The organism is Mesorhizobium australicum WSM2073 (assembly GCF_000230995.2).
Lineage (GTDB): Bacteria > Pseudomonadota > Alphaproteobacteria > Rhizobiales > Rhizobiaceae > Mesorhizobium > Mesorhizobium australicum.
The window spans coordinates 3,440,923-3,453,067 of record NC_019973.1 but is presented as its reverse complement, the minus strand read 5'-3'; the positions used below and the strand labels follow the sequence as shown (position 1 = coordinate 3,453,067).

Below are 12,145 nucleotides of genomic sequence, written 5' to 3'. Positions count from 1 at the left end.
ACGACACATGTTGATGACCACACGCAAGCCGGCAACGGTGGGTGAAATCCTCACGGAAGAATTTATGCAACCACTTGGCCTGACACAGGCTGCTTTGGCGGAAGCGATGGGGGTTCAGCGCAAGCATGTCAACGAATTGTGCAACGACCGCCGCAACGTGACGGCCGCGACCGCGCTCATTCTGGCGCGGGTCTTTGGCAACAGCCCGGATTTCTGGCTCAACGTGCAGCGCCGCAGCGATCTTTGGCAGGTCATGAATTCACCCGAGGAGCGGGCGCGGATTGATCGCGCCAAGCCTTTGGCGACCGCGGCCTAGAAGAAACTCTACAGCAACCGACTGCCGCTTAATGCAGCGCCTTCACGAGCGCCCCCACCATTGCTTGCGGGCGGTAGTTGAACGTGGCCGGCGTAAGCCCGAGCCGCACCACCACCAATTGCTCAGACGGAATGATGGCGACGGTCTGCCCGTCATGACCTTCCATCCAGTAGGTGTCCTTGGGCAGGCCTGCCGCCACGCCGGCACCGGGATTTTCCTCGTCGCCCGGCGCTTCGATCCACAATTGCCCCTTGCTGTAGACTTTCGAGGCCGACGCCGGCTCGCGCATCCAGTCGACGAAGCCGGCCGGCAGGATCTGGTTGCCGTCCCACACCCCGCCCTGCAGCAGGAACTGGCCGAAGCGGGCCCAGTCATGGGCGGTGGCGTAGAGATAGGATGAGCCGACGAACGTGCCCTGCTCGTCGGTTTCGAGCACGGCGCTGTGCATGCCGAGCGGTTGGAACAGCGCGGTGCGCGGCCATGTCAATGCCTTGGCCTTGTCGCCAACGGCATCCTGCCAGAGCCGCGACAGCATCACCGCCGTGCCGCTCGAGTAGGAAAACACCTTGCCTACCTCGCCGGTGAGCGGCTTGGATTCGGCAAAACCGGCCATGTCGGGTTCGAGATAGAGCATGCGCGTCACATCGGCGACGTCGCCATAGTCCTCGTTGAACTCCAGCCCGCTCGACATCGCCATCATGTCGGCAACGCTGATCGCGGCGCGGCCATCGGCCTTCCAGGGCGCGAAAAGGCCCTGGTTGGTCATCGCCATCTTGCCGTCCTTGACCAGCGTGCCGACTATGGCGGCATTGACCGTCTTGGTCATCGACCAGCCGAGCAACGGCGTGCTGGCGGAAAAGCCGTCGCCATAGCGTTCCGCGACGACACGGCCGTTCTTGACCACCACCATCGCGCGCATGCCGGTGCCGGCCAGCGCGGCGTCCCCGACAATCTTCGAGACCTCGGGCTTCTGCGAGGCATCGACTCGCTCGCCCTCGGGCCACAGCGCGTCCTGATTGGTCGGCGATGGCGAGGCATGGATTGCCGTGCGCCGCGCCTTGCCGACATCGCCGTCGGGGACGGAGGCGCAGCCCAGCCCGTCGCGGGCAACCGCCTCGCTCTTGCCGAGGAAGCCGAGCAGGCCGGCCGAAACCGTCCCCCGGTTCTTGTCGACCGAAACCCGCATCAAGCGCAGCAGCGGGTGGCCCGGCGCCTGCACATCGACGGCCAGCACCTCGTTGGCGTCGCGGCCGGCGATGAAGACGTTGGAGCAGACGATCTTGGCCGAATAGCCCGAGCCGACGCGGATCAGTTCCGGCGGCGCGATATAGAGCCAGGCAAACAGCGCGGCGATAGCCAGCACGATCAGGCCAAGCAGCCATTTGACGATCTTGACGACGAACCGCATCCCATTGCCTCCCAGGCATTCGCCTGACGCTTATGTCATCGAATTGCCGCCATTGCTTCCGCAAAATCGGGCCTCTTGTCGACCGCCATAAACCAGATATCAACCATGATCGGCGATCACAGGGGTGCATGTCGGCCAAAAGCGCTCAGCGGTTTTGGGACAACGACATGCACGAAAAACGAATATGCCAGGCGATGCGTGGGGCGATCGCCTGGAGGGGGCCAGACCAGCTTCGGCCATCAGTGCACAGACCCATCAGCGACCGGCTGATTCCGGCTTGGAAGTTGCGATGCGCCGTCTTGCGGCCCTTTTCATGCTGACACTGCTCGGCGCCTGCTCGACCGTGGACGATCTCTCGCCGCTGTCGCCATCCGCGTCGAGCAGCCCGACGGTGGCCGTGCGCGCGCCGCGCTTTGCCGATTCAAAGCCGCATGAGTGGGACAGCGGTGCGCCGTGGAACTATGCCGTCCATGGTACCGACGTCTCTAAATACCAGACCTCGGTCGATTGGCCGGCGGCCAAGGCCAGCGGCATCTCCTTCGCCTTCATCAAGGCAACGGAAGGCGGCGACCGTTTCGATGAGTATTTCAGCGAACACTGGGCGCGCACGAAAGCCAACGGGATTCCACGCGCGGCCTATCATTTCTTCTATTTCTGCACTCCGGCAGCCACCCAGGCGCGCTGGTTCATCCAGAATGTCCCCGTCGACCGCTCCGCTATGCCGCCGGTTCTCGACATGGAATGGAACCCGAACTCGCCGACCTGCCGGCTGCGCCCCGACGCCGCCACGGTGCGCGCGGAGATGACGACCTTCCTCGAAATCGTCGAGCGGCATTACGGCAAGAAGCCGATCATCTACACCTCGGTCGACTTCTTCGACGACAATGAACTGTCGACCTTCCGCGGCTATCCCTACTGGCTGCGCTCAGTCGCCGGACACCCGCGCGAGAAATATGGCAGCCACCCTTTCACCTTCTGGCAGTACACCGGAACCGGCATCGTTCCCGGCATGACCGGCAAGTCCGACATCAACGTCTTCAACGGCTCCGAATCCGCCTGGAACAAGTGGCTGCGGCAGAACACGCGCTGACGCCGTGGCAACGGCAGCAAGCCGCCTGGAGAGGCACTGCGGCAGCAGACCCGTTGACGCCGTGGCAACGGCAGCGGGGCCGCGGGAATGGTGGTTGCGGCAGAAGACCCGTTGACGCCGTGGCAACGGCAGCAAGCCGCGGGAATAGTGATTGCGACAGATCAGCCGTTGACACCGTGGCAACGGCAGCGAGGCCGCGGGAATGGTGGTTGCGGCAGAAGACCCGTTGACACCGTGACAACGGCAGCAAGCCGCGGGAATAGTGATTGCGACAGATCAGCCGTTGACACCGTGGCAACGGCAGCGAGGCCGCGGGAATGGTGGTTGCGGCAGAAGACCCGTTGACACCGGGCCTGCCGCCTGCTTTCGACACAGCCAGCGCTAAAGGGTGCAACCGCTGGTAATTCAGGGCGTTGCGCTTTCAGGCACGACAATGCCCTCTCGTTTCGAAAGGAAGCTGATGCGACTGCGTTCCCAAGCCCTCGCGGCGCTGTTCTTGTGCGCCACGGCCTTGCCGGCGATGGCGCAGGAATGCGGCGGCGATTTTGAAACCTGGAAGCAGGGTGTGGCGGCGGAAGCCAAGGCTGCCGGTGTCGGCGCGGTCGGTCTTGATGCGCTGGAGGACGCCAGGATCGATGAGAGGGCTCTGGCGCGCGACCGTGCGCAGGGCGTCTTCACGCAAACCTTCGTCCAGTTTTCCAACCGCATGATCTCGGCCTACCGGCTGAAGCAAGGTGCGGCGAACATGAAGAAATACGCCGACATCTTCGCCCGCGCCGACCAGCAGTTCGGCGTCCAGGCCCCGGTCATCACCGCCTTCTGGGCGCTTGAAACGGATTTCGGCGCCGTGCAGGGCGATTTCCATACGCTGAGCGCATTGGTGACGCTGTCGCATGACTGCCGCCGCCCGCAGCTTTTCCGCCAGCAACTGGTGCCGCTCCTGGAACTGATCGATCGCGGCGTGCTGCCGACCGACGTCACCGGCGCCTGGGCCGGCGAGATCGGCCAGACGCAGATCCTGCCATCCGACTATCTCGCGCGGGGCATCGATGGCGACGGCGACGGCAAAATCGATCTGCGCGGCTCCGTGCCCGACGTGATCATGACCACGGGCAACAAGGTGCTGTCGCGCGGCTGGAAACGGGACGAACCCTGGATCCAGGAAGTGCGCGTGCCCGAAGAGATGCCGTGGGACCAGACCGGGCGCACCAACAAGCTGCCGCTGACGCAGTGGGCGCAGTGGGGCGTCACCAATCCCGACGGCTCGCCGCTGGCCGACAAGGGGCTGAAGGCCGGCCTGGCGCTGCCCATGGGCCGCAAGGGCCCGGCGTTCCTCACCTACGAGAATTTCGACGTCTATCTCGAATGGAACCAGTCCTTCACCTACGCGCTGACGGCGGCAAACCTCGCCGCGCGGCTGGCGGGCGCGCCGCCGCTTGACCCGCGCAATCCCGAGCCCGGCCTCACCAATGAGCAGATGAAAGAACTGCAGACCAAGCTCGAGGCCAGGGGCTACGACGTCGGCACCGTCGACGGCATTTTGGGCACCAACACCCGTGAAGCCATCCGCAAGGAGCAGATGCGCCTCGGCATGCCGGTCGATGGCTGGCCGACCCCGGAGCTTTTGGGAAAATTGTGAAGAGAGCGAGTAGTGGGTAGTGGGTAGTGGGTAGTGGGATATAGAGATTCCCTGCTGACGACTGACTACTCATGACTACTGACTACTCACACCTTTTTTCCTAATCCGCCATCGTCTCCAAACTTGCAAACCCCACCGGCGCGTCGCCCTCGTCGAAGGGCGTCGTGACCTCGACGAAGGTGTCGGGATAGAAGCCGTTGAAGCGGGTTCTGAGCGACAGCGAGTAAGCGCCGATATGGCCGATCTCGATCCAGTCGCCGGTGTCGACGGTTTCCGGCAGCCAGAACGGCCGCGACAAGATGTCGACGGAATCGCAGGTCGCCCCGCACACCTTGAACGGTACGATCTTGTTCTCGTCGCCATTGCGCGTACGGATCGCCGGATCGGGGATAAACCGCGCCGGCAGCGTGATCTTGCCGGTCCACGAATCCGACAGCGACGCCCAGATACCGTCATTGATGTAGAGCCGCTTGCCTTTGCGCAACAGCACGCGCACGATCAGCGACAGGCAGCGCGCGACGATCACCCGGCCGGGCTCGGCCACCAGCGGTATCTGATCGAACTGGTACTCCTTCAGGTCGCCTGACAGCCGCGACATGATCTGGCCGAGCGACGGCATTTCGATCTGCTTGCGGTTGGGATCATGGCCATATTCGGCCGGGAAACCGCCGCCGACATCGAGCCCGGCAATGTCGAAGGTCAGCCGGTTGCGCACCCAGTCGGCCGAGGCCAGCGCCCGCTCATAGGTGTCGGGATCCTCGATCTGGCTGCCGACATGGAAACACAGGCCGACCTTGTAGCCGGTGCGGTTCAGCCGCTCGGCGAGTTCGACCGCATAGGCAGGCCCGGCGCCGAATTTCTTGGACAGCTCGTAGGCGGCATGGCCCTTTGTCTGCACACGCACGAAGACGCTGACCGCGCCCGGGTCAATATCGAGCGCCCGCACCACGCGGGTCAGCTTGGTGATCTCGTCCTCATGGTCGAGCGAGATGACGCGAATGCCGTATTTCTCCAAAGCCAGCTTGATGTCCGACTGCGCCTTGACGGGATGCATGTAGAGCATCTCCGCATCGGGCGAGACGGCGCGCACGGCGGCGAACTCGCCTGGTGAAGCGACGTCGAAGGCGGTGACGCCGGCCTCGACCAGCGTCTTCAGCACGATCTGCTCGCCATTGGTCTTGACCGCGTAGGCGGTCTTGCCGGGGAACATGCCCATGAACTGCTTCGCATCCGCCTTCAAGACCTGCGGGCGGAAGCAGTAGACCGGGTCGTCCGGGCGAAGCACCAGTGCAGCCTCGCTTGCATTCTCGAATCGCTGCATGGACGAATCCTCGACTTCAGCTCGCACAATTAATCCAAGCTAGCGGCTAGCGCATGACCCCGAAAGTTAATTTCGACTTCGGAAGGGATCATGCGCCAGGGATGAGCCTTGCAAGCGTCCTTTGCGCATCTCTGGAGGCGCGCGGCGCTGCAACGAAAACAATTCTGTGTCTCGTGCTCCTGACGGCACGGCACTGGCCTTTGCCGAAAGGCTTGGCTGCCGGTGGGGTTTCGGGTGGCCCTTGCCCCCGGACCAGATATGGCTTCCGCCTGTCGGCTGGCATTCCGGCTGTCTGGAGAGGATTCATATGGCAGTGACCGCTGCATCTGCGCCACGCGGACCGATGACGCTCAGGGACTGGGGGCAATTGCTGCTGCTCGGCGCCATCTGGGGCGGCTCGTTCTTCTTCGCCCGCATCGCGGTGGCGGAGCTTCAACCGCTGGTGCTGGTGCTGTTTCGCGTCGCCATCGCGGCGATAGCCCTGCAGCTCTATCTCGGCTTGCGCGGACCGTCCTTCCGCGCCGCTCTGCCGCATGCCGGCCTGTTCTTCCTACTGGCCTTCACCAACAATGTCGTCCCGTTCTCGCTGATCTTTGCCGGTCAAACCCAATTGGGGGCCGGCGTCGCTTCCGTCCTCAATGCCACGACGCCGTTCTGGACGCTGCTCCTGGCCAATGCGTTGACATCAGATGAAAAGCTGTCCTGGAACAAGCTCGCCGGCATTGGGCTCGGTGTCGCCGGCACCGCTGTGATGATCGGTCCCGGCCTGCTGGCGGGGCTCGGCGGCCCTGTCTGGGCCAAATTCGCGCTGATCGGCGCCTCGCTGTCCTACGGTATCGCGCTGATGGTCGCCCGCCGTTTCAAGGGCGGGCCCTCGCCAGTCGTCGCCACCGGGCAGTTGACGGCTTCGACCATCATCATGATCCCGATCGTGCTCTTCGCCCATGGCCCGGCCGGCCTGTTCTCCGCCTCGGCGCCGGTGTGGGCGGCGGTGCTGGCGCTGGCGCTTCTTTCGACGGCCTTCGCCTACATCCTCTACTTCAACCTCGTCGCCTCGGCCGGGGCAACCAACGCCTCGCTGGTCACGCTGATCGTGCCGGCCAGTGCCATGCTGCTCGGCTTTCTTTTCCTTGGCGAGCGGCTGGAATCGTTTGAGATCGGCGGTGTGGTGCTGATCGGACTTGGTCTTCTGACAATCGACGGGCGAGTGTTCGGACGGCGTTAGAGCTCGGCATGTGCAATCGCGAAAGTCGAAGGCGACTTTCGCGAGGGTAGCGCTGCCATGACACAGCATCGACACGCCACCGCCATAATTTATTCACAGGCATGAAGCGGGTTTTGCCAAGGAGTTTCAACGGCTAACGGCGAAACCGAAGTCGCAAAATCCACAATCACGTCGCAATGCAGCACATTTTCCGCTTGCCTGTGGCACAAATGAACCTAGACTCCAGGGCATAGCTCTTTAAGAGGAGGCTATGTCATGGGACTTACGAGGCCAATCAACGCATTGATGATTTGTGCTGCGTTTGCTTTCATCGGCGCCCTCATTATGGGCGTCCTTCCCTGAACCCGCCAAGACGGGGAAGACCAGCAGCAAATAGTCCAACCGATTCGAAAGGCCGGGTTTTTACCCGGCCTTTTGCTTACCTGACTGACCCTCAGGCAGCAGCGGAGCCCGCCACCTCATGCGAGCGGATGCCGATCATATGGCAGACGGCGAAGACGAGGTCGGCCCGGTTCATTGTGTAGAAGTGGAAATCGCCCACGCCACGCTCGACCAGGTCCAGAACCTGCTCGGCGGCGACGGCGGATGCCACCAACGCATGCGTCTGTGGGTCGTTCTGCAGGCCGTCGAAACGCTCGGCCAGCCATGCCGGCACCAGCGCGCCGCAGCGCGCCGAGAAATTGGCGACCTGGGTGAAATTGTGCACCGGCAGGATGCCGGGAACGATCGGGATGTAGATGCCGGCGCGGCGCGCGCGCTCGACGTAACGTTCGTAGAGATCGTTGTCGAAGAAGAACTGGGTGATCGCCCGCGTCGCGCCGTTGTCGACCTTGCGCTTCAGCATGTCGATGTCGGTGGCGAAGTCAGGGCTTTCCGGATGCTTTTCCGGATAGGCCGAAACCGAGATGTCGAAATCGCCGGCGTCCTTCAGCGCCCCGACCAGCTCGGAGCCGTTGGCGTAGCCGTCCGGATGCGGTCGGTAGGCGGCGCCGACGCCTTCCGCCGGATCGCCGCGCAAGGCGACGAAGCGTTTCACCCCCATGTCGGTGAATTCCTGGATCACGGCGTCGACCTGATGGCGAGCGGCGTCGACGCAAGTCATGTGCGCGGCCGGCGTCAGGCTGGTCTCCTTCAGGATACGGCCGATGGTGCGCGCCGTGCGCTCACGCGTCGAACCGCCGGCGCCATAGGTCACCGAGACGAATTTCGGCTGCAGCGGCTCGAGCCTTGTGACCGTATCCCACAGTCTTGCCTCCATCTCGTCGTTCTTCGGCGGGAAGAACTCGAACGAAACCCTGACCTTGTCGCCGATATCGGGCCGGCGGGAAAAACGAAACTGGTTCATCAGGCGATTTCCCCTATCGAGCTCACTCTGGTCTGCTGGCTGGCATTGGCAGGATCGGCGATCAGCAGGCGCCGGTCGCGGCCAAGCCAAAGCTTGACGGTGAGCCTGGCCTCGTTGCCGCCGCGCGGTTCGAACTCCTGGGCATCCTCGAGATCGAGGCCGGCTTCGGAGAACCACTCTCCGATCTGCCGGTCGGAAAAGCCCAGCCGCATATGCGCATGCTCGTCGCGCAGGAATTCCAGTGTGTGCGGCGCGAAATCGACGATGACGAGACGGCCGGCCGGCCGAAGCAGCCGCGCCGCCTCATGGATGGCGCGGGCCGGGTCGTCGAGATAGTGCAGCACCTGGTGGATGGTGACGAGATCGAAGGCATCGCGCTCGACCGGCGGCGAAAAGATATCGCCCTGCCGCACCTGCGCGTTCGAAACGCCGGCCTTGTCGAGATTGGCGCGCGCCACGGTCAGCATCTCTCGCGACATGTCGATGCCGATCCCCCGCCGGTAGAGCGGCGAGAAGATTTCGAGCAGCCGCCCGGTGCCGGTGCCAAGGTCGAGCATGGACTGGAACGGCCGCTTGCCGACCAGCTTCAGCATCGCGGCCTCCACCGCACGGTCGGGCACATGCAGCGAGCGGATATGATCCCAGCTTGCGGCGTTCTGCGAAAAGTACGCGGTGGCGCGGTCCTGGCGCTTGCGCTTGACCGAGGTCAGTCGCTCCAGATCACGCTCGACCTGCGGATCGGCGCCGCGAATGCCGGCAACCAGCCTCATCACGAAGTCTCGCGCCGAATCGGCGTCCGACAGGCGGAAGAACGCCCACGACCCTTCCTGGTAGCGGCCGATCAGCCCCGCCTCGAGCAGCAGCTTCAGGTGGCGCGAGACACGCGGCTGCGACTGGCCGAGAATTTCGGTAAGGTCGGAAACGGTGAGGTCGCCACGCGACAACAATGCCAATATGCGCAGGCGGCTGGATTCGGCCGCCGCCTTCAGCGTATCCACCATGGTGTCGAGCGAGACATGCATCAGCGTATTCTCTTTGAAAAGATATAAACATATGTTTATGTCGAATTCGGCGACCTTGCAAGCGCTATGTCGCTTCCGGACCAGAAAATGCCGCATGCGTGATTTCCCGGTCCGGATCAGCCCGAAACGTCTAGCGGTTTTGAGACAATGGCATGCACCAGCACAGAGACAGGCAATGACCGAACCGCGTGAGATGTTCGAGGCTCGCGAAGGCGAGCAGAGACTGGACCAGGATCCGGCCTTGATGCCGCCGGACGCCGGCATCGTCTTCATCGGCCGTATTGCCTCGCCGTGGATCACCCGGGATAGCTGCCCGAAGAACATGCGCGCCGCGCGCGAGGCGGGACAGCCCGCGGTGCTGACCATCGATGCGCCCTTTCGTGCGGGCCTGCGCGGGCTGGAGCGCGCCAGCCACGTCGTCATCCTGTCCTGGCTGCATCACGCGCCGCGGAATCTGATCGTGCAAAAACCCCGCCATGCTGCTGAATCGAAAGGCGTATTCGGCCTGCGCTCCCCTGCCCGGCCGAACCCGGTCGGCCTGCACGTGACCAAACTCGTCGGATTGGACATTGGCATCGGGCGCGTCGACCTCGACGCCATCGACGTGCTCGACGGCACGCCGGTCATCGACATCAAGCCGTATTTCGCCTCGACCGATGCCATTGCCGAGGCAACTGTTGAAGGGCGTGACGGACGATGACGGCACCAACCGGCCGCCGCCGCGCTATCGCCAAGGCTTTGACAGCACTTCTGCCGCTGGCCCCTTATGCCGACATGGAGAAGATCCGCACCGATGCCGGCTCGGTTCATATGAAAACCTTGCCGCCGACGATCGCCGTCTGGCTGGCGACGATCGCCCACATCCGCCACATGCACACCGATTACGAAAAGCTGCTGGCCGAGGGCTATGACCGCGACTCCGCCCGGTTCTTCGTCATCGAGCAAACCAACATCATGCTCACGCGCTGGCGCGCCACGCGCCTGCTCGACGCCGATGACGAGGAGGAATGAGGCCACTGCCGGGCAGATGGCGCTCTGCGTCTTGTTCAAAAAGATTCCCCCTCGCCTCTGGAAAATCACGGAACAGGCCGTATATGCCCGAAAGCGGAGAAGCCTCCGCTTCCATCCAGAAATTGCGCCCCGCAGGGGCAAGGATTCCACATCATGACATCAAAGGTTTGGTTCATCACCGGATCGTCGAAAGGCTTTGGCCGCGTCTGGGCCGAGGCCGCACTGGCGCGTGGCGACCGCGTTGCAGCGACCGCCCGCGACACCGGCACGCTCGCCGATCTCGTCGATAGATACGGCGACAACATCGCCGCCATAAAGCTCGACGTCACCGACAAGAAAGCCGTCGATGCCGCTGTCGCCGAGGCGCACAAGCGCTTTGGCCGGCTCGACGTCGTCATCAACAATGCCGGCTACGGCCATTTCGGCGCCATCGAGGAAGTCAGCGAACAGGAAGCCCGCGACCAGATCGAGACCAATGTGTTCGGCGCGCTGTGGGTTACCCAGGCTGTCCTGCCGATCATGCGGGCGCAGCGCTCCGGCCACATCATCCAGATCTCGTCGATCGGCGGCGTCAATGCCTTTGCCTCGCTCGGCCTCTACCATGCCTCGAAATGGGCGCTGGAAGCCTTCAGCCAGTCGCTCAGCATCGAGGTCGCGGAATTCGGCATCCATGTCACGCTGGTCGAGCCGGGCGGCTTCTCCACCGACTGGTCGGGAGCATCGGCCAAGGTCTCCAAGCCGATCGAGGCCTATGCGCCCGCCCGCGCCAAGATGGCCGAGCGCCGCGCCAACTCGGTTGCTGGCGATCCCGAGGCGACCGGGCCGGCGATGCTGGCCATCGTCGATGCGGCAGAGCCGCCGCTGAGGGTGTTCTTCGGCGATGGCGGCCTGCCGATGATACGCCAGGAATACGCCAACCGCCTCGCCACCTGGGACAAGTGGGACCACGTCTCCGTCATGGCGCAAGGCGTCAACAAGAACCGCAAGGGCTGACACCCAAAATAATAGTTACGCCGCTAGTGGGCGGCGTAGCTATGCCTTGTAAATCCATTGCTCCGGCACACGCACCGAAATCTCTTCGCCGACCCTGACCACGCCGGGTTTTTCAACCCACGCGACAAGGCCACGCAGCCGCTTCGCCGTCTGCGGGAAGAGCAGCGCGGCTGCATCACGATCCGATGCATGGACATGCGTGGCGATGGATTGCCCGGCGACCCGGCACGGCTTGTTCTGCGCGTCGATTTTGATCGTCACGCCCCCTTGGAAGAACATCAGTGAGCCGGCCGGCAGCATCGACAGACGTGGCACGCCCCCGATCAGCATATTGGCGCCGATCCATTCCGGCTTGATCTCCTCCAGGCCCATGCGCTCGGCGACGATCGAAAGCTCGTCGGCGGCGACCAGCGACAATTGCCGCTCGTTGCGCATCTCCGTGCCGCGCGGATACCAAGGCTCGCGCCCACCGGAACGCCGCGTCATTCCGGAATGGAAGTCATTCGCGATTCCGTCGAAGCCAAGATGCAATTCCTCGACGGCTTTCGTCTCGAAATGATCGGACGGAGCGGCATAGAGCGCCACTGCCTTTGCCGTCAGCTTGCGGCCCGGGACGATGTCGATCGTGGGCTCGGCAGTTGGAAAAAGTTCTAGGTTTGTTTCCTGCATGCTGCTGGTCTAGAGGCCTCGGACAATACGGTCCAGTCTAAAGCGCTGATGATCCGATCACTGCGTTTGATGCCGATCACGACGTTATTACCGGAAATGCCGTCAT

At 63.3% G+C, this 12,145-nt stretch carries 12 protein-coding genes; 7 read left to right on the top strand and 5 right to left on the bottom strand.

What is annotated here, in order from left to right; genetic code table 11:
• The first annotated feature begins 7 nt into the window (after positions 1 to 7).
• The gene (locus tag MESAU_RS16550; RefSeq protein WP_015317189.1) at positions 8 to 316 is read left to right on the top strand and encodes a HigA family addiction module antitoxin; all 309 of its coding nucleotides are present in this window, start codon (positions 8 to 10) and stop codon (positions 314 to 316) included.
• Between the two features lie 28 nt (positions 317 to 344).
• Here the strand turns inward: MESAU_RS16550 and MESAU_RS16545 are convergent, their stop codons facing one another.
• Complete coding sequence (locus MESAU_RS16545; protein ID WP_015317188.1) at positions 345 to 1,724, bottom strand: serine hydrolase domain-containing protein; 1,380 nt, start codon at positions 1,722 to 1,724, stop codon at positions 345 to 347.
• Between the two features lie 289 nt (positions 1,725 to 2,013).
• Between MESAU_RS16545 and MESAU_RS16540 the strand changes: the two genes are divergently transcribed.
• Positions 2,014 to 2,814, top strand: a complete 801-nt coding sequence (locus MESAU_RS16540; RefSeq protein WP_015317187.1) for a glycoside hydrolase family 25 protein — start codon at positions 2,014 to 2,016, stop codon at positions 2,812 to 2,814.
• Between the two features lie 460 nt (positions 2,815 to 3,274).
• A complete protein-coding gene (locus MESAU_RS16535; RefSeq protein WP_015317186.1) occupies positions 3,275 to 4,453 on the top strand; it encodes a lytic murein transglycosylase in 1,179 nt (392 codons plus the stop codon).
• A 100-nt stretch (positions 4,454 to 4,553) separates the two neighbouring features.
• Here the strand turns inward: MESAU_RS16535 and MESAU_RS16530 are convergent, their stop codons facing one another.
• Positions 4,554 to 5,774, bottom strand: a complete 1,221-nt coding sequence (locus MESAU_RS16530; protein ID WP_015317185.1) for an alanine racemase — start codon at positions 5,772 to 5,774, stop codon at positions 4,554 to 4,556.
• Positions 5,775 to 6,081: 307 nt separating this feature from the next.
• Between MESAU_RS16530 and MESAU_RS16525 the strand changes: the two genes are divergently transcribed.
• The gene (locus MESAU_RS16525; protein ID WP_015317184.1) at positions 6,082 to 6,999 is read left to right on the top strand and encodes a DMT family transporter; all 918 of its coding nucleotides are present in this window, start codon (positions 6,082 to 6,084) and stop codon (positions 6,997 to 6,999) included.
• Between the two features lie 433 nt (positions 7,000 to 7,432).
• On the opposite strand, the gene metF is transcribed toward MESAU_RS16525, so the two are convergent.
• A complete protein-coding gene (metF, locus tag MESAU_RS16520; RefSeq protein WP_015317183.1) occupies positions 7,433 to 8,344 on the bottom strand; it encodes a methylenetetrahydrofolate reductase [NAD(P)H] in 912 nt (303 codons plus the stop codon).
• Complete coding sequence (locus tag MESAU_RS16515) at positions 8,344 to 9,366, bottom strand: ArsR/SmtB family transcription factor (protein ID WP_015317182.1); 1,023 nt, start codon at positions 9,364 to 9,366, stop codon at positions 8,344 to 8,346. The genes metF and MESAU_RS16515 overlap by 1 nt, the downstream gene beginning before the upstream one ends.
• Before the next feature lie 175 nt (positions 9,367 to 9,541).
• Here MESAU_RS16515 and tsaA point away from each other — a divergent pair, with 175 nt between their 5' ends.
• The 3 genes from tsaA to MESAU_RS16500 all read left to right on the top strand — a co-directional run bounded on the left by tsaA (position 9,542) and on the right by MESAU_RS16500 (position 11,370).
• The gene (gene tsaA, locus MESAU_RS16510) at positions 9,542 to 10,066 is read left to right on the top strand and encodes a tRNA (N6-threonylcarbamoyladenosine(37)-N6)-methyltransferase TrmO (protein WP_015317181.1); all 525 of its coding nucleotides are present in this window, start codon (positions 9,542 to 9,544) and stop codon (positions 10,064 to 10,066) included.
• Positions 10,063 to 10,377 carry a DUF2293 domain-containing protein gene (locus MESAU_RS16505; protein ID WP_015317180.1) on the top strand — a complete coding sequence of 105 codons (315 nt, stop codon included), beginning with the start codon at positions 10,063 to 10,065 and terminating at the stop codon, positions 10,375 to 10,377. The genes tsaA and MESAU_RS16505 overlap by 4 nt, the downstream gene beginning before the upstream one ends.
• Positions 10,378 to 10,530: 153 nt before the next feature.
• Complete coding sequence (locus tag MESAU_RS16500) at positions 10,531 to 11,370, top strand: SDR family oxidoreductase (protein ID WP_015317179.1); 840 nt, start codon at positions 10,531 to 10,533, stop codon at positions 11,368 to 11,370.
• Between the two features lie 39 nt (positions 11,371 to 11,409).
• Here MESAU_RS16500 and MESAU_RS16495 read toward each other — a convergent pair whose 3' ends face one another.
• The gene (locus MESAU_RS16495) at positions 11,410 to 12,039 is read right to left on the bottom strand and encodes an MOSC domain-containing protein (protein ID WP_015317178.1); all 630 of its coding nucleotides are present in this window, start codon (positions 12,037 to 12,039) and stop codon (positions 11,410 to 11,412) included.
• Positions 12,040 to 12,145: the final 106 nt, after the last annotated feature.

What these genes read in the sequence shown, in the direction of transcription:
- MESAU_RS16535 (WP_015317186.1), top strand. Translation starts at nt 3,275, where the DNA reads ATGCGACTGCGTTCCCAAGCCCTCGCGGCGCTGTTCTTGTGCGCCACG.
- metF (WP_015317183.1), bottom strand. Translation starts at nt 8,344, where the DNA reads ATGAACCAGTTTCGTTTTTCCCGCCGGCCCGATATCGGCGACAAGGTC.
- MESAU_RS16545 (WP_015317188.1), bottom strand. Translation starts at nt 1,724, where the DNA reads ATGCGGTTCGTCGTCAAGATCGTCAAATGGCTGCTTGGCCTGATCGTG.
- MESAU_RS16530 (WP_015317185.1), bottom strand. Translation starts at nt 5,774, where the DNA reads ATGCAGCGATTCGAGAATGCAAGCGAGGCTGCACTGGTGCTTCGCCCG.
- MESAU_RS16495 (WP_015317178.1), bottom strand. Translation starts at nt 12,039, where the DNA reads ATGCAGGAAACAAACCTAGAACTTTTTCCAACTGCCGAGCCCACGATC.
- MESAU_RS16540 (WP_015317187.1), top strand. Translation starts at nt 2,014, where the DNA reads ATGCGCCGTCTTGCGGCCCTTTTCATGCTGACACTGCTCGGCGCCTGC.
- MESAU_RS16500 (WP_015317179.1), top strand. Translation starts at nt 10,531, where the DNA reads ATGACATCAAAGGTTTGGTTCATCACCGGATCGTCGAAAGGCTTTGGC.
- MESAU_RS16550 (WP_015317189.1), top strand. Translation starts at nt 8, where the DNA reads ATGTTGATGACCACACGCAAGCCGGCAACGGTGGGTGAAATCCTCACG.
- MESAU_RS16505 (WP_015317180.1), top strand. Translation starts at nt 10,063, where the DNA reads ATGACGGCACCAACCGGCCGCCGCCGCGCTATCGCCAAGGCTTTGACA.
- MESAU_RS16515 (WP_015317182.1), bottom strand. Translation starts at nt 9,366, where the DNA reads ATGCATGTCTCGCTCGACACCATGGTGGATACGCTGAAGGCGGCGGCC.
- MESAU_RS16525 (WP_015317184.1), top strand. Translation starts at nt 6,082, where the DNA reads ATGGCAGTGACCGCTGCATCTGCGCCACGCGGACCGATGACGCTCAGG.
- tsaA (WP_015317181.1), top strand. Translation starts at nt 9,542, where the DNA reads ATGACCGAACCGCGTGAGATGTTCGAGGCTCGCGAAGGCGAGCAGAGA.